The 19,833-nt window shown below is 71.5% G+C and carries 15 protein-coding genes; 6 read left to right on the top strand and 9 right to left on the bottom strand.

What is annotated here, in order from left to right:
• Positions 1-485: 485 nt before the first annotated feature.
• Positions 486-2,813: a DNA helicase PcrA gene (pcrA, locus tag ACFYL4_RS12800; RefSeq protein ID WP_387518410.1), complete on the bottom strand. Its 2,328-nt coding sequence runs from the start codon at positions 2,811-2,813 to the stop codon at positions 486-488.
• A 219-nt stretch (positions 2,814-3,032) separates the two neighbouring features.
• Between pcrA and ACFYL4_RS12795 the strand changes: the two genes are divergently transcribed.
• The gene (locus ACFYL4_RS12795; RefSeq protein WP_387518408.1) at positions 3,033-3,980 is read left to right on the top strand and encodes a nucleoside hydrolase; all 948 of its coding nucleotides are present in this window, start codon (positions 3,033-3,035) and stop codon (positions 3,978-3,980) included.
• Positions 3,981-4,027: 47 nt separating this feature from the next.
• On the opposite strand, the gene ACFYL4_RS12790 is transcribed toward ACFYL4_RS12795, so the two are convergent.
• Entirely contained in the window at positions 4,028-4,699 is a 672-nt protein-coding gene (locus ACFYL4_RS12790) for a response regulator transcription factor (RefSeq protein ID WP_357769367.1), read from the bottom strand.
• A 96-nt stretch (positions 4,700-4,795) separates the two neighbouring features.
• Positions 4,796-5,986, bottom strand: a complete 1,191-nt coding sequence (locus tag ACFYL4_RS12785) for a PspC domain-containing protein (protein ID WP_387518419.1) — start codon at positions 5,984-5,986, stop codon at positions 4,796-4,798.
• A 376-nt stretch (positions 5,987-6,362) separates the two neighbouring features.
• Here ACFYL4_RS12785 and ACFYL4_RS12780 point away from each other — a divergent pair, with 376 nt between their 5' ends.
• Complete coding sequence (locus ACFYL4_RS12780; RefSeq protein ID WP_357769370.1) at positions 6,363-7,796, top strand: PspC domain-containing protein; 1,434 nt, start codon at positions 6,363-6,365, stop codon at positions 7,794-7,796.
• On the top strand, positions 7,777-8,007 hold the full coding sequence (locus ACFYL4_RS12775) for a hypothetical protein (protein ID WP_387518405.1): 231 nt from the start codon (positions 7,777-7,779) through the stop codon (positions 8,005-8,007). The genes ACFYL4_RS12780 and ACFYL4_RS12775 overlap by 20 nt, the downstream gene beginning before the upstream one ends.
• A gap of 99 nt (positions 8,008-8,106) precedes the next feature.
• On the opposite strand, the gene rsmA is transcribed toward ACFYL4_RS12775, so the two are convergent.
• Together rsmA and ACFYL4_RS12765 are read right to left on the bottom strand one after the other, a co-directional pair.
• A complete protein-coding gene (gene rsmA, locus ACFYL4_RS12770; RefSeq protein ID WP_387518403.1) occupies positions 8,107-8,991 on the bottom strand; it encodes a 16S rRNA (adenine(1518)-N(6)/adenine(1519)-N(6))-dimethyltransferase RsmA in 885 nt (294 codons plus the stop codon).
• Positions 8,992-9,073: 82 nt separating this feature from the next.
• Positions 9,074-10,252: a ubiquitin-like domain-containing protein gene (locus tag ACFYL4_RS12765; RefSeq protein WP_387518401.1), complete on the bottom strand. Its 1,179-nt coding sequence runs from the start codon at positions 10,250-10,252 to the stop codon at positions 9,074-9,076.
• A gap of 288 nt (positions 10,253-10,540) precedes the next feature.
• On the opposite strand from ACFYL4_RS12765, the gene ACFYL4_RS12760 reads away from it, so the two are divergent.
• From ACFYL4_RS12760 to ACFYL4_RS12750, 3 genes are all read left to right on the top strand, one after another.
• Positions 10,541-11,635 carry a CaiB/BaiF CoA transferase family protein gene (locus ACFYL4_RS12760; protein ID WP_387518399.1) on the top strand — a complete coding sequence of 365 codons (1,095 nt, stop codon included), beginning with the start codon at positions 10,541-10,543 and terminating at the stop codon, positions 11,633-11,635.
• A 175-nt stretch (positions 11,636-11,810) separates the two neighbouring features.
• Entirely contained in the window at positions 11,811-14,114 is a 2,304-nt protein-coding gene (locus ACFYL4_RS12755) for a hypothetical protein (RefSeq protein WP_387518397.1), read from the top strand.
• Positions 14,115-14,703: 589 nt separating this feature from the next.
• The gene (locus tag ACFYL4_RS12750; protein ID WP_357769381.1) at positions 14,704-15,060 is read left to right on the top strand and encodes an STAS domain-containing protein; all 357 of its coding nucleotides are present in this window, start codon (positions 14,704-14,706) and stop codon (positions 15,058-15,060) included.
• 99 nt (positions 15,061-15,159) lie between these two features.
• Here the strand turns inward: ACFYL4_RS12750 and ACFYL4_RS12745 are convergent, their stop codons facing one another.
• The 4 genes from ACFYL4_RS12745 to ACFYL4_RS12730 form a co-directional block, all read right to left on the bottom strand.
• Positions 15,160-15,855: a M50 family metallopeptidase gene (locus tag ACFYL4_RS12745; protein WP_357769389.1), complete on the bottom strand. Its 696-nt coding sequence runs from the start codon at positions 15,853-15,855 to the stop codon at positions 15,160-15,162.
• A 236-nt stretch (positions 15,856-16,091) separates the two neighbouring features.
• Positions 16,092-16,535, bottom strand: a complete 444-nt coding sequence (locus tag ACFYL4_RS12740; RefSeq protein ID WP_387518394.1) for an SRPBCC family protein — start codon at positions 16,533-16,535, stop codon at positions 16,092-16,094.
• A gap of 101 nt (positions 16,536-16,636) precedes the next feature.
• Positions 16,637-17,659 (bottom strand): NUDIX domain-containing protein, encoded by a 1,023-nt coding sequence (locus tag ACFYL4_RS12735; RefSeq protein WP_387518392.1) that lies wholly within the window; start codon positions 17,657-17,659, stop codon positions 16,637-16,639.
• Entirely contained in the window at positions 17,656-19,758 is a 2,103-nt protein-coding gene (locus ACFYL4_RS12730) for an RNA degradosome polyphosphate kinase (RefSeq protein ID WP_357769385.1), read from the bottom strand. The genes ACFYL4_RS12735 and ACFYL4_RS12730 overlap by 4 nt, the downstream gene beginning before the upstream one ends.
• Positions 19,759-19,833 lie beyond the last annotated feature (75 nt).

Genomic DNA, 19,833 nt, shown 5'->3' with positions numbered 1-19,833 from the left:
CAAGAAACAATCACTCTTCCCGTACAAGCGCCAGAGTCTGAACTCTGTCTGCTCTTCCGGAGAAGGCTTCTGCTTTTCCGCCGCTTTCGCGGCGTTTCCGCTTTGTTGTGTCTTTACTTTATCAGGTGTTCCGCGCCCCGCCAAATCGGCGGTTTGTGGCAGCGTTTCCGCTTGACACGAGATCGGGGTAAAGCCCGTTGTGCTTCGTGTGGATTCGGGCGCCTTGCGGCTTGTGCCTGTTTCCTTTGAAGCGACTCTCCGAGTTTACATGGCCCGAGCAGTGCTCGAACCGGAGTTCTTCGGAGAGGGTGGACCGGCCCGCCCGCGGGGTTATCCGCGTTCGTCTCGCTCGGTCTTCACCAACTGTACCCCTGGGGTGGAGTGCTCGTGACGGGTTCGCGAAAACTCGTCGGTGTCCTGGCTTACACGGCGCCGATCGCTACCCGAAGCCGACCGGGGCCGGGCCCGAGGGCCCGGCCCGCGGGCTACAGCTTCTCGATCGGGGCGTACTTCACCAGGAAGTCCTTCTCCCCGATGTCCGCGCCGAAGTCGATCCGGGCCTTGGTCTTGTCGCCCGCGCCGTCGACCAGCTGGACCCGCCCCATTCCGAAGGAGTCGTGGTTGACCAGGTCCCCGACGCTGAGCGTGGGGGCCTCCTTGACCGCCTTCTTCCGGCCGCCGCCGAAGGTGCTGCCGAAGCCGCCCCCTCCCCCGAAGCCGCCGCCCGACCGGCCGCCGATGGTGCGGCTGGGCGGTGCGGCGAGGGTGGACTCGGCACGGCGCCAGTCGACCAGCGTCGACGGGATCTCGTCCAGGAACCGGGAGGCCGGGTTGTAGGCGGGCGTCCCCCAGGCGCTGCGGACCGCCGCGCGGCTGACGTACAGCCGCTGCTCGGCCCGGGTGATGCCCACGTAGGCCAGCCGCCGCTCCTCCTCCAGTTCCTTCTTGTCCCCCAGGGTCCTCGTGTGCGGGAAGACACCGTCCTCCATCCCGGTGAGGAAGACCGCCGGGAACTCCAGGCCCTTGGCGGCGTGCAGGGTCATCAGGGTGACCACGCCGCCCTCGTCGTCCCCGTCCGGGATCTGGTCGGTGTCGGCGACCAGTGAGACGCGTTCCAGGAAGTCGACCAGGGTCGGTTCCCCCGGGTCGATGCCCTGGTTCTCCTCGCCCTCCAGCTCCGCCTCGTCCTCGATGAGGGCGGCGAAGGTGTGCTCGAACTCCCGGGCGACGTCGACGAACTCCTCCAGGTTCTCCACCCGGCTCTCGTCCTGGAGGTCCTTGGACTCCGCGAGCTCCGACAGGTACCCGGTCTTGCTGAGCACCGCCTCGACGATCTCCGCCGGGGTGCTGCCCGGTACGACCTCGGCGAGCTCGTCCAGCAACGCGGTGAAGTTGCGGATCGCCTTGGCCGAACGGGTGGCCAGGCCCGGAGCCTCGTCCACGCGGCGCAGCGCGCGGGAGAACGAGATCCGCTCGCGCGCCGCGAGCAGTTCGACGGACTCCTCGGCGCGGGCGCCGATGCCGCGCTTGGGCACGTTGAGGATGCGGCGCAGGCTGACCGTGTCCTCGGGGTTGGCCAGCACCCGCAGGTAGGCGAGGATGTCGCGGATCTCCTTGCGCTCGTAGAAGCGCACACCGCCGACGATCTTGTACGGGAGCCCGGTCCGGACGAACACGTCCTCGAACACGCGGGACTGGGCGTTGGTGCGGTAGAACACCGCGACCTGGCCGGGGGTGACCACGCCCTGGTCGGTGAGCCGGTCGATCTCGCCGACCACGAAGGCCGCCTCGTCGTGCTCGTTGTCGGCGACGTACCCGGTGATCATGGGGCCCTCGCCCCGCTCGGACCACAGCTTCTTGGAGGGGCGGCCCTCGTTGCGGTCGATCACCGTGTTGGCGGCGGAGAGGATGTTCTGGGTGGAGCGGTAGTTCTGTTCCAGGAGGATGGTGCGGGCGTCGGGGAAGTCGCGCTCGAACTCCAGGATGTTGCGGATGGTCGCCCCCCGGAAGGCGTAGATCGACTGGTCGGCGTCGCCCACCACGCACAGTTCGGCCGCGGGGACCACGCTGGTGACGGAGCCCTCGGCCGCGCCGACGAGTTCGCGGACGAAGGCGTACTGGGCGTGGTTGGTGTCCTGGTACTCGTCGACCATCACGTGCCGGAAGCGGCGCCGATAGTACTCGGCGACGTCCGGGAACATCTGGAACAGGTTGACCGTGATCATGATCAGGTCGTCGAAGTCCATGGCGCCGGCCTCGTGGAGGCGGCGCTGGTAGAGCTGGTAGGCCTCGGCGAGCTTCTTCTCCTGCTCGGTCTGGGCCTGCTCCGCGCACGTGTCGTAGTCGACGAGCTCGTTCTTGAGGTTGGACACCTGGAAGCTGAAGGACTTGGGCGGGAACCGCTTCGGGTCGAGGTCCATCTCCTTGCAGACCAGCTGCATGAGGCGCTGGGAGTCCGCGGCGTCGTAGATGGTGAAGCCGCTCGGGTAGCCGAGCCGGTGCGCCTCCCTGCGCAGGATGCGCACGCACGCCGAGTGGAAGGTCATCGTCCACATGGTGTTGGCGGCGCGGGTGCCGAGAAGGGCCTCGATGCGCTCCTTCATCTCGGCGGCGGCCTTGTTGGTGAAGGTGATCGCGAGGATCTCCCCGGGGCGCACCCCGCGTTCGGCCATCAGGTGGGCGATGCGGTGGGTGAGGACACGGGTCTTGCCCGAGCCCGCTCCCGCCACGATCAGGAGCGGCGACCCCGCGTGGGTGACGGCGTCGCGCTGGGGACCGTTCAGACCTTCGAGAAGCTGTTCTTGGGAGGACACGCCTACCAGGTTACGGCCGACCGGTGACGTGACCGTCCACCCGGTGTCTCACCAGGCCCGGGACCGGTCGTCGCCCTCCGGTACGGCCGACGGCTTACCCTGGGGAAGGGCGTTTTCAGGGGATGTGACCGGTCATGGGCGTGGTCGCCGACTCCGCGCCCGCAACCCACCAGGCCGTCCGCCTGGCGGTTCCGTGTCCTGTTCTGGGGGAGATTGGTCTTGGCTGACCAGGTGTCCACGCGTGTGTTCGTCGACTGCGATCCGGGGATCGACGACGCCGTCGCCCTCGCCTACCTGGCCGCGCGGCCGGAGGTGGAGATCGTCGGTATCGGCGCGGTGTTCGGCAACAACACGGTCGAGGTGACGGCGCTCAACGCGCTGCGCCTGCTCGACCTGTACGGCCGCCCGGACGTGCCGGTGGCCGTGGGGGCGTCCCGGCCGCTGGTGCAGGAGCCCCGTCTGGCCGGGCACGTCCACGGCGAGAACGGCCTCGGCGACGTGAAGCTCCCCGAGCCCGTGCGCGTACCGGTGGCCGAGTCGGCCGCCGAGCTGCTGGTGCGTCTGGTGCGGGAGAACCCGGGCCGGATCGACGTGCTCGCGGTGGGCCCGCTCACCAACCTGGCACTGGCGCTCGGTCTGGAGCCGCGCCTGCCCGAGCTGGTGCGGCGCCTGGTCGTGATGGGCGGTGCCGTGGAGGTGCCCGGCAACGTGTCCTCCCACGCCGAGGCCAACATCGCCAACGACCCCGAGGCGGCGGAGGCGGTGTTCGCGGCCGGGTTCGACCTCGACCTGATCGCGCTCGACATCACCATGCGCACGGTGGCGACCGGTGCGTGGCTCGACCGCCTCCAGGAGGTTCCGGGGGAGCGCGCCCAGAGCACGTCGGCGTTCCTGGACTTCTACGCGGAGTTCTACCGGGGCATCTTCGGGGTGCGCCAGTGCGCGATGCACGACCCGCTGGCGGCCGCCGTGCTGGTGGACCCGCACCTGGTCACCGGTGCCTTCGAAGCGCCCGTGCGGGTGGAGCTCACCGGCGGGCTGACCCGGGGGATGACGGTCGCCGACCGGCGGCTGCGGCCGAGCGCGGACGAGCGCCGGGCCGCGCGGGTGGTCACCGGGGTGCGGGAGGACGAGTTCCTCGACCGCATGCTCGACTCCCTGCGCTGACCGGGTGCGCGCCGGGGCGTCGCGTCGGCGCCGCCCCGGCGGCCCGTTCAGACGAGGCGGCGAGCGGTGGCCCAACGGCTGAGCTCGTGCCGGTTGGACAGCTGGAGCTTGCGCAGCACCGAGGACACGTGCGTCTCGACCGTCTTGACCGAGATGAACAGCTCCTTGGCGACCTCCTTGTACGCGTAGCCCCGGGCGATGTGCCGTAGGACCTCGCGCTCGCGCTGGGTGAGGCGGTCCAGCTCGGGGTCGGTGGGGGGCGCGTCGGTCGCGGAGAAGGCGTCGAGCACGAACCCGGCCAGGCGCGGTGAGAACACCGCGTCGCCGTCCGCGACCCGGACGATGGCGTTGGCCAGGTCCCTGCCGGAGATGGTCTTGGTGACGTAGCCGCGCGCGCCGCCGCGCACCACGCCGATGACGTCCTCCGCGGCGTCGGACACCGACAGGGCGAGGAAGCGGATCTGGGGGTGCTTGGCGAGGACCCTGCGGAGTACCTCGACCCCTCCCCCTCCGGGCAGGTGCACGTCGAGGAGCACGAGGTCGGGCTGGGTCTCGCTGATCACGTGCACGGCACTGTCGACGTCCCCGGCCTCACCGATGACGTTGACGGCGTCTCCGAGCTCTCCGCGCACACCGCTGCGGAACAGCCGGTGGTCGTCCACGATCACGACGCGGGGGACCGCGTCTCCGTCACTGAAGGTCGTGCTCTCTTCTCCCACACCTGGACCCTATCCAGGGAAGTCGACCGGTAGGTAGTGGTGTCCGCCGCTTCCCGGGCCCGTGTCCCGAAGCGGTCACCGCGGGCGCGGTTCGGTTCACAGGTCGTGGATGCGCGGCATGCGGAGCTGGACCTCGGTCCCCTCCCCCGGTGCGGTGCGGATGCGCGCGGTGCCGCCGTGGCGTTCCATGCGGCCGATGATGGAGCCGCGCACGCCCATGCGGTCCTCGGGGACGTCGTCGAGGTCGAACCCGGCGCCCCGGTCGCGGACGAACACCAGGACCTCCGCCTCGTCGACCTCCCCGAACACCGAGATGTCGTCCGTCCCGGCGTACTTGGACGCGTTGACCATGGCCTCGCGGGCGGCGCGGAGCATGGCGCTGACGCCGTCGTCGATGGGCGCGTCCCCGACGCACACGACCTCGATGGGCACGCCGTGCTCCTCCTCGACCTCGGCGGCCACCCGTTCGAGGCCGGGAGTGACGGTGGTCTCGGCGTCGGCGGGGCGCTGGTAGAGCCAGCTGCGCAGCGCGCGTTCCTGCACGCGTGCCAGGCGCTGCACCTCCCGGGGGTCGTCAGCGCGGCGCTGGATGAGGGTGAGGGTGTGCAGGACGGAGTCGTGGATGTGCGCGGCGAGTTCCGCGCGTTCGGCGTTGCGGATGCGCTCGCGGCGTTCGGAGTCGCGTTCGCGGATGAGTCCGATGATCCAGGGGGCGACGATCAGCGCGATCCCGGAGATGAGCGTGAACGCGAAGGTGAGCCCTGCCCGGGCCTCCTGGAGCTGTTGTTGGAAGACCAGGAAGCCGATGACGCCGACCACCACGAGCAGGACGCCGGCGGTGGTGCGCATGATGCTCTTGGGTCGGGTGCGGCTGACGGTGCTGTTCATCCATTCGTTGCGTTCGGCCGGATTGGCCTGCTGCCACAGGATGGTCGCGCCCAGCGCTCCGAAGATGACGAACCACAGGAGCGGGTCGAAGACGCCGCCGAAGATCAGGAACAGGATGCCCAGGCCCGCGGCGAGGCCGACGTAGGCGACGAGCTGGGAGATGTCGCGGCCCTTGCGCCGGGCGTCCTCTCCCGGTTCGGGTCCGTCGTCGCCGACCTCCTCGTTGGGGACGAGGAAGTACAGGGCGGCGTAGACCGCGACGCCGATACCGCCGACGGCGAGGGCCATGAAGGCGAGGCGGACCACCACCGGGTCGAGGCCCAGGTGCCGTGCCAACCCCGAGGCGACGCCGCCGAGGAGCCTGCCGTCGACCGCGCGGGTGAGTCTCGGGGTCTCCACGGCCGTCGTTGGCACCGCCCGATCACCGCTTTCGTGTGTGGCGCGACGGCCGTGACCTGTTTCGCGCGTGGTTGTGGACGGTTCCAGCATGCCCTGTGTGACCCTCGTGGGACATCGGGGGCACGGCCCTGGTCCTGCCCTGGTGTTCCGGTCAGGGTGGGTTCAGGGTCGTCCCGGATTCCCATCGCGACGCGGCGGAGGCCACGATGGTTCCATGAGGAAAGTGTGGTGAGTGTCCATGTCTGACGGCGAGACGCCGACCGGGGCGTCGCCCGGGGACTCCCCCGTCGGGGGCGGCCCCCCTGGGCGCGGGCCTTCGGAACGGCACTCCCCCGTGGGTGGTCACGCCGGGAACGGCGCGGGCCCCTCTGAGGGCGTGACCACGGAGGACGGCCCGACGGGTGCCGTCTCCGAGCCCGCGACCGGCCCCGAACTGCGCCGTGACGACCAGCGCCAGGCCCTGGCCGGTGTGTGCTCCGGGCTGGGTGCCTACACGCGGGTCGATCCCGTGGTGTGGCGGGCCGCGTTCGTGCTGACGGCGTTCGCCGGTGGCACGGGGCTGCTGCTCTACATCGGCGCGTGGATGCTCATGCGGGACCCGCAGGGCGGCCCGGCCACCTTCGAACAGCTGCTGAACCGGAGCATCCCGCCGCAGGCGGTGCTGAAGCTCCTGACGCTCGGGCTGGCCGGGGCGACCGCCCTCAGCCTGGTGGGCGGGTTCGGCTGGGGGACGCTGGTGCTGGCGATTCCGCTGGTACTGGCGTTGCTGACCGCGCGGAACCGTGGCGTGGACCTACGCGCCTCACTGCTGGCTCTGCGCGCTGACCTGGCCACACGCGAACCTCCTCCCACGGGACCGGCGCCGCAGCCGGTCGCCGCCTACTACAACCCGGCCCAACCGTGGGCCTCGTCCCCGCACGGTCCGGTGGACCTGGCGGTGGTGTCGGAACGCACGTCCGTGGACCAGGGCACGGATGACGAAGAGGACGACGAGGAGGACGAGGAAAACGATGGGCACGGCCGGGCCGGGAACGGGCGTGACGCGGAACGCCACGGCGGGGGCTCCTGCCGGGGGCACGGTTCCGGAGGGCGCCGGTCGCCGCTGGCCTCGCACGCCCTGTGGACCGTGATCGCCCTGGCGGTCGGCTGGGCGCTGACCGCCCCGCACCTGGGTCCGCCCGTGTCCGAGGCGTCCACCACCCAGCTGTTGTTCGGACCGGTGCTGGGGGTCTACTTCATGGCCGCCGTGGTGGCGGTGATCGGCCTGTACGCGATCGTCGGCACCTGGGCGGGCAACCCCCGGGGCCTGGCGTTCCTCGGCGTCGTCGCCGTGCTCGGCGCGGTGCTCGTGTCGTCGGTCGACCTCACCCAGGCCCGGATCGGGGACCGTGACTGGCGACCCGCCACGGTCGCGGAGGCCCGCTCGGGCGACCTGTGGTTGAACGCGGGGACGGCGACGCTGGACCTGACCGGTCTGCCCGCCGAGCTCGGCCCGGACGGGTCCGTGGACGTCGCGGCACGGGTGGACGCGGGGAACCTGGTCCTGGTGATCCCCGAGGACGCCCGCGTCATCCTGGTCTCGGACGTCGGGGCCGGAACCATCGGGGCCGGGAGCAGGGAACCGGACGGCGACTTCGTGACCGGGATCGGCATCGCCAACGAGGAGACCTTCGAGCCGAAGGAGACGACCGGGTCGACCGGCGGGGAGCGGACCGCCGAGCAGGAGGAGGACGGTGTGCCCGAGATCAACGTGCGGGCCACCGTCAGGGCCGGCACAGTGGAGGTGCGGTATGACCAAGCGGGGAACTGACTGGGGTTCGTTCGTCGCGGGAGTGCTGTTCCTGGGGCTGGCGATCGCGTTCGTCGTCCGGGGCAGCGGAGAGTGGGAGGCCAACGTGGTCTGGCTGCTCCCCGTCCTCGCGGTGGGGCTGGGCGTGGCCGCGATCGCGCGGGCGCTGTTCCGCTCGCGTCAGCGCGAGGCGCCGGACCAGTCGTCCGCCCCGGACCAGCGGGGCGAGTAGACGGCGGGCACGGAAGGGGCGTCCTCCGGGGCGCCCCTTCGGCGTGCCCGGCGAAGGGCCGCCCCCACCTCCGGAAGGGGCGGGGCCGGTGCTCGACGGCTACCGCGGCCGGTGCTCGGCGATCGCGGCGAACTCCTCGATCCCCAGGGACTCGCCGCGCGCGCCGGGGTCGACACCGGCGGCCCGGAGCGCCGCCTCGGCGGCGGGGGCCGACCCGGCCCAGCCGGACAGGGCGGCGCGCAGCGTCTTGCGGCGCTGGGCGAACGCGGCGTCGATCACCTTGAAGACCTCGGCGCGCGGGGCCTTCGTGGCGGGTTCGGGGCGGCGGACCAGTTCCACCAGGCCCGAGTCCACGTTGGGCGCGGGCCAGAAGACGTTGCGGCCGACCGCGCCGGCCCGGCGCGCGTCGGCGTACCAGGCGACCTTCGCGGAGGGCACCCCGTAGATACGGCCGCCGGGGGTGGCGGTGATCCGGTCGGCGACCTCGGCCTGCACCATGACCAGGACCCGCTTCAGGCTGGGCAGGAGTTCGAGCAGGTGCAGCAGGACCGGCACGGACACGTTGTAGGGCAGGTTCGCCACGAGCGCGGTGGGCGCGGGGCCGGGCAGCTCGGTGACGCGCATGGCGTCACCGGGGACCACCGTGAGCCGGTCGGCGAGGTCGGGAGCGTGGTCGGCGACGGTACCGGGCAGTGCCTCGGCCAGCGCCGGGTCGATCTCGATCGCGGTGACCCTCCGCACGTGCGGGAGGAGCGCGAGGGTGAGCGATCCGAGTCCGGGCCCCACCTCGACGACCACGTCGTCGGCGCCGACGCCCGCGACACGGACGATGCGGCGGACGGTGCCGTGGTCGATGACGAAGTTCTGGCCCAGGGTCTTGGTGGGCCGGATGCCGAACCGTTCCGCGAGGGCCCGCACGTCGGCGGGGGTGAGCAGGCGGGAGCGGTCGGCGGGGTCGGTCTCGGGTGTCTGTGTCACCCACACATCTTGCCAGCCGCCGCCGACCCGCTCGGCCAGCGGTGCGGGCGCCGGTCGCCCGGACCTTCCGCCGCCCGGCCCGCCCGGATCAGTCGAAGAGGCGCACGCCGCAGTGGGGCCACTGGCTCTGCCAGTTCCCGCCGACGCTGTCGTAGAGCCGCTGTGCCCGCTGGGTCTGTTCGGCCGGGCTGGCCTCGGAGGGCAGGCCGCTACCGCCGACCGACGCCCAGGTGCTGGTGCTGAACTGGTAGAGGCCGTAGTAGCCGCCCGCGGAGTTCACCGCCGACGGGTCCCCGCCGGACTCGCACTGGGCCAGGCCGGACCAGTTGAGGGAGCCCGCCTCGGCGCTGGCCGGGTCGACGGGCTCCTCCTCGACCTTGGTACCGATCTCCACGAGCCCCTCGACGGGTTCGGTGACGACCTCCTCGGAGAGTTCGTGGTCGGTCTCCTCGCCGTGGCGCAGGACACGGAGGGTGGTGACCTCCTTGAGCCCGTCCTCGGGTTCGGTGACGACCTCGCGTTCGCCTTCGGGGAGGTCGGGGTTCTCGCGTTCGACGGTGACGGCCTCGATCACGACCTCCTCCGTCCGGGGCTCTCCGAGGGCGGGTAGGACGCGCACGACCATGTCGGGTTCGGCCGGCTGGTCGGGTTCCGGGGTGACGACGTCGTGCTCTCCGGGTTCGATCCCGGCGGTGTCGAGGACGTCGGCGACGGTCGTGCCGGTGGTGCGGGTCTCGGAGCGCTGGGTGTCATACATGACGACCATGCGGGGCGCGCGCCGGGCGCTCACGGCGAGGCCGTCCGGGGGCACCGGGGCGTCGTGCCCCACCGAGAGTTCGAGGCCCTGCGGGTCGAGTCCGATCTGTTGGAGTGCCTCGCCGAGGGTGGCGGCGTGCACCCGGTGGGAGGTCTGGTGGCCGTCGAGGTCGACGGTGATCTCCCGGGGCGAGCGGACGACGACGTGGTCCCCGGCGCTGACGGCGGTGTCCGGGGAGGGCGCGACCACGTCGTGTTCTCCGAGTTCGACCCCGGCGGTGTCGAGGACGTCCTGGACGCTGTCGCCGAAGGTACGGACCCGGCTCTGCTCGCCGTTGGCGTCCAGCACGACGGTCTTGTCCATGGCCAGCGCGGTGCCCGCGCCCGCCGTGACCAGGACCACGGCGACGGCGGCCGCCATGACCGGGGCGGGGCGGAGAAGGGAGGCGCGTGGTCGCCGACGCCTACGGGACCGGTGGGCGGTTCCGTTCTTTCCGGGTTTTCTGGGCATGACGGCAGAACCTTCTCCGAGGGCTGGAAATGGGGATTCCCGCTGGTGGCGCGGGGTGGGAATCCCGGGCACGGCCACATTAACACCAGGGAAGCGCGCTTTTTGAGATGGACCGAAAACCATTCCTCGCACAAGGGGCATCTCACCTTTGGCCTCACTGACCTTCACTGCCCGCCCCGCCCTTCTCCGCGCGCGCCGCCGGAGCCCTGGCATCACATCGCCCCAACCTGCACAATGAACCGAACGTCGTTCTAGCCAGTTCCCCGACCAACACCCCCCGGAGGCACCATGGGACCCCTCAACGGAATCCGCGTCGTCGAGTTCACCGGAATCGGCCCGACCCCGATGACCGGAATGCTCCTCGCGGACCTGGGCGCCAGCGTCGTCCGGATCGACCGCCCCCAGGCCGCCGAGGCGATGGCCTCGGGCACCGCCGGGCCGCACATGAGCGAGGGCCGGGCCGTGGTCGGCCTCGACCTGAAGTCCCCTGAGGGGCTCGACCGTGCCCGTGAGATCATCGGCCGCGCCGACGTCCTCCTGGAGGGCTTCCGGCCGGGCGTCATGGAACGGCTCGGCCTGGGGCCCGACACCTGCCTGGAGCTCCATCCCCGCCTGGTGTACGCGCGGGTCACCGGCTGGGGACAGGGCGGCCCCCTGGCCCACACCGCCGGCCACGACATGAACTACGTGTCCGTGAACGGGGCCCTGCACTCGATCGGCCGCGCCGACGGCCCCCCGGTCCCGCCGATCAACCTGCTCGGCGACTTCGCGGGCGGCACCATGTTCGCGGTCACCGGCGTCCTGGCCGCGCTCCTGGAACGTCAGGACTCGGGACGCGGCCAGGTCGTGGACGCCGCGATGATGGACGGCAGCGCCCTGCTGATGTCGATGGTGCACGAGGACCGGGCGCGCGGCTCGTGGAGCGACGAACGCGGCACCAACTACCTCGACACCGGCGCGCCCTGGTACGACGTCTACGAGTGCGCCGACGGCGGGCACGTGTCCGTGGCCTGTATCGAGCCCCAGTTCTACGCGGCCTTCCTCTCCGGGATCGGCTTGGACGGCGAGGACCTGCCCGAGCAGTGGGACACCGAGGGCTGGCCCCGGCTGCGGGAGCGCTTCGCCGAGGTGCTGCGCACGCGCGGCCGGGACGAGTGGGGCGCGGTGTTCGAGGGCACCGACGCCTGCGTCATGCCGATCCTGTCGTTGGCGGAGGCGCCCGACCACCCGCACGTGCGGGCCCGGGGCTCGCTCGTCCGTGAAGGGGAGCGGATCGTGGCGGGACCGGCGCCGCGGTTCGGCCGAACGCCCGGAGCGGTCACCCGCGGGCTCGCGCTGCCCGACGCCGACGCGACCCTGAAGGCGTGGGGCCTGGAGCCGTGACCCCCGGGCGGTCGGCCGTGTCCGCCGCCCAGCCCCGCTCCGTCCCCCCGCCGCCTCCCCTCCTTGCCCGGAACCTCCCGGTCCGCCCTGTCCGGAATCGCCGTATTCCCCGCTCAGAGGAGTGTGATCACTAGGGTGGGCGTCCAGTGAGGTGATCGCGATCGGGGGGACGGCCATGTCACCGAGTCGACGGCTCGGCCCGCGCCGGGAACGGCGCACGGCCACCGGCACACTGCCGGGAGGGCGCCTGTGCGCCCTGCTGTTGGCGGTGACGGTCCTGCTCTGTACCGCGCCCGCCTCCGCGGGCCAGGCGGACTCCCCCGGGTCGGACCGGAACGGCACCAACGTCGGCCTGCCGGAGGGGCCCTCCGACGGCCCGGTCGTGCTGGTGGGGGTCCCGGGGCTGCTCTGGGAGGACGTCACCCCCGAGCACACTCCGGCGCTCTGGGAGATGGCCGAGGCCGGTGCGATCGGCAACGTGTCGATCCGTACCGCCACCTCCCGGACCTGCCCCACCGACGGCTGGCTCTCGGTCTCCGCCGGGCAGCGCGCACTGTCCGAGCGTGAACGCTTCACCGTCTGCGAACCCGCACCGGAACCGGTGGTGGACGGTTCCGGCGCGACCGTCCCCGGCTTCTCGGACTTCGCCGAACAGAACGCGCGGTCCGTGTTCGCCGCGCCCGTGGGGCTGCTCGGCCAAGCCGTGCGCGACCGGGGCGGGCTGACCCTGGCCGCCGGACCGGGTGCCGCGCTGGGCGCCGCCGACGCGTCGGGGCGGGTCGACCACTACGTCGACTCGGCGCGCGACCTGTCCGCCGAGCGGCTGCGGGGCGTGTCCCTCGCGGTGGTGGAGATGCCCGAGCTGACCAGTCTCTACCCGGCCGACACGGACTCCGGCGACGACGGACCCAAGGAGGCCGACCCCGAGGACGTGCCGGAGCAGGTCCGGGAGGACACCCTGGAGACGCTCGACTCGCGTCTGGCCGCCCTGGTGCGCACCCTTCCGGACGGGGCGACCCTGATGGTGCTCGGGGTCTCCATGGACACCGGCCCCTCCCAGCTGACCGTCGCCCTGACCGGGCGGGCCGTGGGGGACGGCCTGGCCGGTCCCGCCGCCTACCTCGCGTCGGAGTCGACCCGACGGCCCGGCCTGGTGGTCCTGACCGACACCACCGCGACCGTGCTGGACACACTGGGAGCGGACCCCGGACAGCCCACCGGCGGCCGGGTGTGGCAGACCACCGACCGGCCGAGCCCGTTCGAGGAGGCGGTGGTCCGGCTGGTCGACTTCAACACCGCCGCCATCGTGGTCGGCGCCTCCATCCCGGGGTTCTTCAGCGGCCTGGTGGCGATCCAGCTGCTCATCTACGCGGCGGCGGCGTACGCGATGCACCGGTACTCCTGGGGCGAACGGGGCAAGCGGGCCGCGGTGTTGTCGGTGACCCGGGTGGTGGCGCTGGCCGGTGCGGCGTTCCCCGTGGCGAGCTACCTGGCCAACCTCATCCCGTGGTGGGCGTCCCAGTACCCGCCGCTCGCGCTGTTGGCCTCGGTCCTGGCCGTGGACGCCCTCGTGGTGGCGCTGGCGGTGGCGGGGCCGTGGCGCCGCACCATCCTGGGGCCGATGACGGTGGTGGCGGGCGCGACCACCGTCGTACTCTTCCTCGACCTCTGTTTCGGCGCGCACCTGCAGATGAACTCGCCCACCGGGTACTCACCGATCGTGGCGGGACGGTTCTACGGGATCGGCAACATCGCCTTCGCGACCTTCGCGACCGGCATGCTCATGGCGGTGGCGGGCGTCTCCCACGCGCTGATCTCACGCGGCCGACGGCGCGCCGCGGTGGTCACGACCCTGCTCGTGGGCACCGCGTCCGTACTGATCATCGGGTGGCCGGGGCTGGGCACGGACTTCGGCGGGGTGATCGCGCTGATCCCCGGCCTGGCGGTGACCACGATGATGATCGCCGGGATTCGGATCACCGCCCTGCGGCTGGCGGCGGTGGCGGTGGTCTCGGTCACGGCGATCTCGCTGCTGGCCTGGATGGACTACCTGCGTCCGGTGGAGGACCGCAGCCACTTCGGGGCGTTCGCCGAGCAGGTGGTGAACGGCGACGCCGGCACGGTGCTGGCACGCAAACTGGGCGCCATGCTGGGCACCCTGGGCAACTGGCACCTCACCCTGCTGGCGGCCGGGGCCCTGGTGTTCCTGTTCGCCGTCCTCAACCGGCCCGGCAACTGGCGGATCGGCGCGCTCCAGCGGGCCTACGAGTACGCCCCGACACTCCGGGCCGGGCTGACCGGCTCCCTGGTGACGGCGCTGGTGGGTTTCGCGGCCAACGACTCGGGGGTGGCCATCCCCGCGCTGGCGCTGACCGTGGCGGTCCCGCTCACCCTGTCGGCGTGTGTGTGGGCGCTCCAGCAACGCGAACGGGTGCCCGAGGAGGACCCGGAGGGGTCGCACTGCGTCCAGGAGGCGTGACCCATACACCAGGAATCACGGGAACGGTCAACCGGCCGGGGCACGACCTTGCGTCGCTCCCGTCACGAAACGGCCACGGCGCTGTGGTAAAGTCCGAGGCTGGACGGCCTCGACGACAACGCACCGCGGCGCCCTGACGGGGCACCGGGGATCGGGGCCGAACGGGGATCACGGGCCCGCCCGGGGTCCCCGCCACGACCCACCGGGGAATGCCCGCCGTCGCGGGCCGGTTCTCACGGGTGGAGGGCCGGGCCCGGCCACCGGTTCCGGCGAGACGGCCGAGCACGGGGGCCACGGCCCCTCGTAGCACGTCAGAGAACACACGCCACACCACTGACCCACGGCGCCAGGAACTCCCGGCAGCGGCCGGGCGTTGTACGGACGCCGTGCTTTTCCGAGCAAACCAGGCGAGAAAGGCGTTTCCTCCCCGGTTCCCAGCCCGGGGCACCACGCAAGGAACTTGATGAACCATCAGCTTGGCTCACGCGGTAACGCAACCATCGCACCGGTCACCGCACGTCCCCGATGGGGCGACGTGCGGCCTGCTTCGCCGACCCCTCGGGCTCGGCCCGAGTACGCCGGAGTCGCCATGCCCGACCTGACCATCTCCTCCACCCTGCACGAGGCCGGACGCGTCCTGGCCCTGGACGGGGAGATCGACATGGCCACCGAGCACCGCTTCCAGGAGGCGGTCACGGAGGCGTTGACCACACAGCCCTTCGGCCGTGTCGTGCTGGACTGCGCCGACCTGCGGTTCATCGACTCCAGCGGGCTGCGCGTGCTCATCCGCGCCCACAAGGCCGCCAAGGAGCAGCAGGCCCTCCTGGTGATCGCCGCCCCGGTGCCGCGCGTCCTGCAGACCCTGCGCGTCACCTCGCTGGACACCCGTATCCCGGTGTTCCCGTCGGTCGCCACGGCGCTCAGCGCCCAGCAGACCTCCCACTAGCCACGCCCGCACCCGGGCACATGAGGGCCCCGCGTCCGATGACGCGGGGCCCTCTCGCATGGGCGGCGGAATCGGCCGGGCGGACCGGCGGCTCCGGGGTCAGGTGAACAGCAGCCACACGCCCAGACCGGTGACCGAGAGGTTCACGACCAGGAAGACGCCCACCCAGAAGGTCCCGGGGAGGCCGGTCAGACGGGCCAGCTGGTCGGCGTCGGAGTGCGGGGAGGGGTTGCTCCTGCGCTGCGACTGGAGTTCGAGGACCGGGCGCACCCCGGCGAACAGCAGGAACCAGATGAACAGGTACGCGAAGGCGGCCTGGACCTCGTACGGAGTGAACCAGCTGACACCGAAGACCACGGCTCCGGTGGCCACGATCGACAGCACTCCGTACAGGTTGCGGATCATGATCAGCATGGCGCCGAGCACGACGATGCTCAACCACAGCAGCGCGGTCACGTAGCCCGCCATCAGCATCATGATGCCGAGGAGGCCGATCACGCTGGAGGCGACGTAGCCCGCGAACAGCGTGAGGATCATGCCGATACCCGTCGGCCTGCCCCGGGAGACGGTCAGGCCGGACGTGTCCGAGTGCAGCCGGATGCCGGTCAGCTGGCGGCCGCTGAGCAGGGCCACGAGCGCGTGCCCGAGCTCGTGGGCGATGGTGACGACGTTACGCCCCACCCGCCAGGGCTGGCGCAGCAGCACGGCCGCCAGGGCCACCACGGCGGTCGTGACGATGATCCACTGTTCCGGATCGGGCTGGGCCGTCAGCACGTCCTGCCACACGTCCCCCAAGCTCGTTCCCACCACTGGTCTCCCGACCTCCCGCGTCGACCGGCGCGCCTGTCACCGGAACTGCCTGTCAGCGGGGCCCGCTCACCCGGCGCCACGGAGGCTGGGAGGCGAGGGGAACGCGGCCCTCGCCGAACTTTAGGGCATATCGGAGAGTGCCGTGCGTGACGGACCCGGGCACGCGAACGGGCCCGGTCACACGTCCGGGCCCGGTCACGGAAGGGGCGCCGCCCCCGATGTCAGGCCTCCTCGGCCTCGGCGGCCTCCTTGAGGCGCTCCAGGGTACGGACGATGCCCCGCGCGTTGCGCGCGGGAGCCCCGCTCAGGACGTAGAAGGCGGTCTGCCCGCGGGAGTAGTCGAAGGTCTCGGTGACCAGGGTGCGGCCCTCGGGAAGCTCACGGAGCTCGTACCGCCAGCGGTGCGACCCCACGTGCCTCCAGGCGATGAGCCGTCCCTCCTCGAACTCCACCACACGGTTGGTCATCCGGTAGGGGAGGCCGAGCATCTTCATGTCCGTGACGAACTCCGCTCCCAGCTCCAGCCGGTCCGGGCCGGTGTGCGCGCCCTGGACGGTGCCGGAGCCGTCGAGCACCGCGTGCTGGGACGGTGTGGCGACGAGGTCGAAGATCCGCTTGGCCGGGGCGTCGACCACGACGCTCCGGGCCACCATGTGTTTGGGCATGACGGCATCATGTCACCGTCGTCGGCCACTCCCCCACCGGGTCCGCCGCCGGACCCGGCCGGGCGGGGCCGGGAAGGCCGTGCGAGGCCGCCCGCGCGGGTTCACTCGCGCACGCCGTGCCGCTCCACCCCGGCCAGATCTCCCTCCTCGGAGACGTGCAGCACCCAGAAGGACCCCTTGCGCAGGCCGCGCTGCTGGGACACCGGGGCGCCCAGCCGGGTGAGGGCCTCGGTCAGCAGGTGCGGGACCAGTTCGCCGTGGGTGCAGACCACCGTGGGCCGCCGTTCGTCGAGGACACGGGCGATGACCTCCCGGGCCTCCTCCACGTCGTAGCCGCCGCCCTCCGGCCCCACCGTGAGGGCGCGCTCGGTGCTCATGGGAACGTCGCACTCGACCGTCAGCGGCAACAGGGACTCGGTGCAGCGGGCCGCCGCCGACGTGACCGCACGCAGACTCCCGTAGGCGCCCAGCACGCGGGGCAGGGCCAGGGCGTCGGCGCGGCCGTTCTCGTCGAGCGGCCGCAGCAGGTCGCTGTCGTTCCACGAGCGCTTCTCCCCCGCCGACAGGTGGCGCAGGAGGATGACGGGGAAGGTACGGGCGGGACCCACCCGGAAGTTGTCGAGCACCTGGACGTCGTGGTCGTAGGTGAGCCGGGTACGCGCCTCGGCCACCGGGACCCACTCGACCGTCTCCACCTCCTCGTTGGGCTCGTAGTCGATCCGCCCGTCCGGTCGCGCGGGGGTGGCCGCCCACCACTCGACCTGCTTGGGCCAGCCGTCCTTGAGGTAGCGCTGGGGTGGAAGCCGCCGCCCCATGACGGGGGTCAGGCCGGTCTCCTCCTCGACCTCGCGGACCGCGCCGATGATGGGGTGCTCGCCGTTCTTGAGCTTGCCCTTGGGCAGGGTCCAGTCGCCCCGGTCCGGTCGCCGGATGAGCACGACCTCCCGGCCGGCGGGGCCGTCGCGCCAGAGCACGGCCCCACCCGCCCGGATCGGTTCCAGGTACCCGCCCACCGCGGTGTCGCGCGGGGGGAAGGCACTGGTCATCCGGATCTCGGGGGCCGTCGTCTCCGGGGCGCCCGTGTCGGGGCCCCCGTGACCGGCCCCGTTCTCGTGGGTGTTCACCCGTCCACCACTCTCAGGTGCCGGTCGCCTCGCAGGGTGTCCTGGAGGTCGGCCAGCGGTTGTCCCTCCTCGTCGCGGGTGACGCGCTTCCATGAGCCGTCCGGTTCGAGCCGCCACGAGGAGGTGCTGTCGGACATCGCCAGGTCCATGATGCCCACCAGTCGGCGGCACTGCTCCGGGTCGGCGATCCGGACCAGCGCCTCCACCCGACGGTCGAGGTTGCGGGGCATGAGGTCGGCGCTTCCGATCCACACCTTGGGCCGCCAGCCGTTGGCGAACACGAACACCCGGGAGTGTTCGAGGAAGCGGCCCAGGACGCTGCGCACCCGGATGTTCTCGGACAGGCCCGGCACCCCGGCGCGCAGCACACAGCTGCCGCGCACCCACAGGTCCACGTCGACCCCGGCCTGCGAGGCGCGGTACAGGGCGTCGATGATCTCCTCGTCGACGAGGGAGTTCACCTTGATCCTGATGTGCGCGGGTTCGCCCTTGAGACTGTTCTCCACCTCGGTCCCGATCTGTTTGATCAGGCCGCGGCGCAGGGAGGCGGGTGCGACCAGCAGCCTGCGGTAGTGCTTCTTGCGGGAGAAACCGGTGAGGCTGTTGAAGAGGTCGCTGACGTCCTCACCCACCTCCGCCGCCGCGCTGAACAGGCCGAAGTCCTCGTAGATCCGCGCGGTGCTCGGGTTGTAGTTGCCGGTGCCCACGTGGCAGTAGCGGCGCAGCCTGCCGTCGTCGTCCTGGCGGATGACCATGGACAGCTTGCAGTGGGTCTTGAGGCCCACGACACCGTAGACGACGTGGCATCCCGCCTCCTCCAGCTTGCGGGCCCACTGGATGTTGTTCTGCTCGTCGAAGCGGGCCTTGACCTCGACCAGGACGACGACCTCCTTGCCGTCGCGGGCGGCCTCGATGAGCGACTCGACGATGGGCGAGTCGCCGCTGGTGCGGTAGAGGGTCTGCTTGATCGCCACGACCTTGGGGTCGGTGGAGGCCAGTGACAGGAACCGTTCGGTGGTGGTGGCGAAGGATTCGTAGGGGTGGTGGACCAGCACCTCGCGTTCGCGGATGGTCGCGAACAGGTCGCCGGAGGTGAGCGCGCGCGGCTCCACCGGGACCATGGGTGGGTAGCGCAGGTCGGGGCGGTCGGTGTCGGCGATCTGGGCGAGACCGGCCAGGTTGAGCGGGCCGGGGACGCGGTAGACCTCCTCCGCTTCGGCTCCGAGCTGTTCGCGGAGGATGGCCAGCACCTCGTCGCTGATGGTCTGCTCGACCTCCAGGCGCACGAGCGGGCCGAAGCGGCGCCGCAGGAGTTCGTTCTCCAGGGACTGGACGAGGTCGTCGGTCTCGTCCTCGTCGACCTCCAGGTCGGCGTTGCGCGTGACCCGGAAGGCGTGGTGCTCGACCACCTGCATGCCTTCGAACAGCTGGGGCAGGTGGCCCGCGATGATGTCCTCGACGGGGACGAACCGGCCGCCGCCGTGTGTGGTGAGCTCGATGAACCTGGGCAGCGCGCTGGGCACCTTGACGCGGGCGAACATGCGCCGGTCGTCGTGCGGGTCGCGGACGGTGACGGCGAGGTTGAGGGAGCGCCCGGAGATGTAGGGGAACGGGTGCGCGGAGTCGACCGCGAACGGGGTGACCAGCGGGTAGATGGCGCGGCGGAAGTAGCCGTGCAGGTACTCGCGCTCGAAGTCGTCCAGCTCGTTCCAGCGGACGATGCTGATGCCCTCCGCCGCGAGGGCGGGGGCGACGCTGTCCTCGAAGCAGGCGGTCAGGCGCAGGATCTGGTCGTGGGTGAACAGCGAGATGCGCTCCAGCAGGTCCCTGGGGTGGTGACCGCTGGGCGAGGCGACGGAGAGCCCCGTGGCCAGGCGGCGTTTGAGGCCCGCCACCCGCACCATGAAGAACTCGTCCAGGTTGCTGGAGAAGATGGCCAGGAACCGCGTCCGTTCGAGCAGCGGGATGGTCTCGTCCTCCGCGAGTTCGAGTACCCGTTGGTTGAAGCGAAGCCACCCCTCCTCCCGGTCCATGAACCTGTCGGCGGGAAGGTCGGCGGTGGCGGGTCCCGCTGGTGTTGGCGCTGATTCCGTGCTCACAGTGGGCAGACTCCCCCTTTTTCATGACCACACGGTGACAACCCCGTGAGGGGAAAATGACCGCAACGCGACTGC

It is taken from the genome of Nocardiopsis sp. NPDC006938, from assembly GCF_042869555.1.
Lineage (GTDB): Bacteria > Actinomycetota > Actinomycetes > Streptosporangiales > Streptosporangiaceae > Nocardiopsis.
Note: the sequence above shows the minus strand (reverse complement) of the source record. Positions and strands in the feature narration are given on the sequence as shown.

Excerpts from the sequence above, each read along its gene's own strand:
- ACFYL4_RS12775 (WP_387518405.1), top strand. The coding sequence starts at position 7,777 with ATGACCAAGCGGGGAACTGACTGGGGTTCGTTCGTCGCGGGAGTGCTG.
- ACFYL4_RS12765 (WP_387518401.1), bottom strand. The coding sequence starts at position 10,252 with ATGCCCAGAAAACCCGGAAAGAACGGAACCGCCCACCGGTCCCGTAGG.
- ACFYL4_RS12760 (WP_387518399.1), top strand. The coding sequence starts at position 10,541 with ATGGGACCCCTCAACGGAATCCGCGTCGTCGAGTTCACCGGAATCGGC.
- ACFYL4_RS12755 (WP_387518397.1), top strand. The coding sequence starts at position 11,811 with ATGTCACCGAGTCGACGGCTCGGCCCGCGCCGGGAACGGCGCACGGCC.
- ACFYL4_RS12750 (WP_357769381.1), top strand. The coding sequence starts at position 14,704 with ATGCCCGACCTGACCATCTCCTCCACCCTGCACGAGGCCGGACGCGTC.
- ACFYL4_RS12740 (WP_387518394.1), bottom strand. The coding sequence starts at position 16,535 with ATGCCCAAACACATGGTGGCCCGGAGCGTCGTGGTCGACGCCCCGGCC.